General features: G+C 69.0%; 3 protein-coding genes. All 3 read left to right on the forward strand.

The window, feature by feature from the left end; genetic code table 11:
- The first annotated feature begins 1 nt into the window (after position 1).
- The 3 genes from DFR69_RS22810 to cobM are packed head-to-tail and all read left to right on the forward strand — an operon-like array spanning position 2 to position 1,492.
- Positions 2 to 301 carry a type II toxin-antitoxin system Phd/YefM family antitoxin gene (locus DFR69_RS22810; RefSeq protein WP_110039667.1) on the forward strand — a complete coding sequence of 100 codons (300 nt, stop codon included), beginning with the start codon at positions 2 to 4 and terminating at the stop codon, positions 299 to 301.
- Positions 301 to 702 (forward strand): type II toxin-antitoxin system VapC family toxin, encoded by a 402-nt coding sequence (locus DFR69_RS22815; RefSeq protein ID WP_110039668.1) that lies wholly within the window; start codon positions 301 to 303, stop codon positions 700 to 702. The genes DFR69_RS22810 and DFR69_RS22815 overlap by 1 nt, the downstream gene beginning before the upstream one ends.
- 34 nt (positions 703 to 736) lie before the next feature.
- A complete protein-coding gene (gene cobM, locus DFR69_RS22820; RefSeq protein WP_110039669.1) occupies positions 737 to 1,492 on the forward strand; it encodes a precorrin-4 C(11)-methyltransferase in 756 nt (251 codons plus the stop codon).
- Positions 1,493 to 1,898: the final 406 nt, after the last annotated feature.

Genomic DNA, 1,898 nt, shown 5'->3' on the forward strand with positions numbered 1-1,898 from the left:
CATGGCCACAGTTCCGGTACGCGAGCTCTCGCATCACACCGCACGGTGCCTCGCCCTCGTCAAGGCGGGCGAAGCCGTCGACATCACCGAGCGCGGGCGCGTCATCGGCCGGATCGTTCCGGTCGAGCCGGAGGACGACGCGCGAGCGCGGCTGATCGCGCATGGTCGCGTGCGCCCGGCGACCAGGGGTCGTGCCGAACTACTGGCACAGCTGCGCCGCGAGGCCGCCGGTGCGACCACCGACGAGGACAATGCGGTCAGCGACGCGCTCCAGGACCTTCGCGACGGTGAACGCTACTGATGCTCTACTTCGATACGAGCGCGTTGGTGAAGCTGGTCCACCGCGAACGCGAGACCGATGCCCTGGTGGATTGGCTCGTGGATCGGTCGGAGGTGCCGTGGATGACCTCGGCGTTGACCGAAGTCGAGCTGGTTCGAGCCGTCCGGGTCGCCGCTCCGCAGGATCTGGTCAGCGTCCCCGGCGTGCTGGCGCGGGTCGATCGGATCGACATCGACCCGATCGTCCGGGCGAACGCCGCCGCGGTGAGTCCGCCGACGGTTCGTAGTCTCGACGCGATCCACCTGGCGACCGCGCAGGAACTGTCCGCCGATCTCGACGCCTTCCTCACGTTCGACAAGCGGCTGGGCGAAGCGGCGGAGCTGGCCGGGCTCGTCTGGATGTCCCCGGGAGCCGCCCGATGAACCGGTTGCCGCGTCACGCGGAGGGTCGCGCGTCATGACTGTGCACTTCATCGGGGCCGGCCCCGGCGCGGCCGATCTGCTGACGGTGCGCGCGGTGAACCTGCTGCGGGAGAGCCCGGTCTGTCTGTACGCGGGGACCTATCTGGACCCCGACGTGCTGGCGCATTGCGCGCCGGAGGCCGAGTTGATCGATACGCAGGGGCTGGATCTGGACCAGATCACCGCGCATCTCGTCGCCGCGCACGCGGCGGGCAAGGACGTGGCACGGCTGTGCTCGGGTGACCCGTCGCTGTACTCGGCCGTCACCGAGCAGACCCGGCGGCTCGACGCGCACGGCGTGCCCTGGGACATCACCCCCGGCGTGCCCGCCTACGCGGCCGCGGCGGCCGTTCTCGGCGCCGAACTGACCGTCCCCGAGGTCGCCCAGTCGGTGATCCTGACCCGCACCCAGGCCCGCTCCACCGCCATGCCACCCGGCGAGGCCCTCGCGAACTTCGCCGCCACCGGCGCCACCCTCGCCCTGCACCTGGCGATCACCCGCATCCGCCCCCTCGCCGAAGAACTGTCCGCCGACTACGGCCCGGATTGCCCCGTCGCCGTCGTCTACCGCGCCAGCCAGCCCGAACAACTGGTCCTGCGCGGCACCCTCACCGACATCGCCGACCAGGTCGAGTCCGCCGGCCTCCGCCAAGCCGCGATCATCCTCGTCGGCCGCGCCATGACCACCGGCATCGACTGCGCCCAGTCGCACCTTTACGACCCGGCGCGGGTTCGTCCGCCGATAAGCTGACACCGACCGGTTGGTGTGATCCACGCCTCGATTCCCGTGCTCACGAATGGGTCCCCGAACGATGTGAGAACACCGACAAGCGTCAGCAAACTGACGTCGGCGGCCCTACCTGGCCCGATGTGCGACAGCTATGGAGGTGGTTGGTTGCCGGGCGAGCGCACCGGTAGATTGGTGCGATGGTTTGCGACGAGCACACCGGCGCTGCCGGTCCGGCGGTCATGAGCATGGTCTCGGCCATGTAACAAGACCGGACGGCCTGACAGATAGTGCCAATGGACATTTTTTGCCTGATTGATTTCGAGAATTGAACCCGAGACGCAGGCGCCACGCTAGTTCTGGCTGAGGCGCCTGCGTTCCGGTGTCGTCGGGGAGCGCCTACCCAGGTGTTCCGGAAGCGAGGTTTGGG

Source organism: Nocardia neocaledoniensis, assembly GCF_003182135.1.
Classification (GTDB): Bacteria; Actinomycetota; Actinomycetes; order Mycobacteriales; family Mycobacteriaceae; genus Nocardia; species Nocardia neocaledoniensis.

Excerpts from the sequence above, each read along its gene's own strand:
- DFR69_RS22810 (WP_110039667.1), top strand. The coding sequence starts at position 2 with ATGGCCACAGTTCCGGTACGCGAGCTCTCGCATCACACCGCACGGTGC.
- DFR69_RS22815 (WP_110039668.1), top strand. The coding sequence starts at position 301 with ATGCTCTACTTCGATACGAGCGCGTTGGTGAAGCTGGTCCACCGCGAA.
- cobM (WP_110039669.1), top strand. The coding sequence starts at position 737 with ATGACTGTGCACTTCATCGGGGCCGGCCCCGGCGCGGCCGATCTGCTG.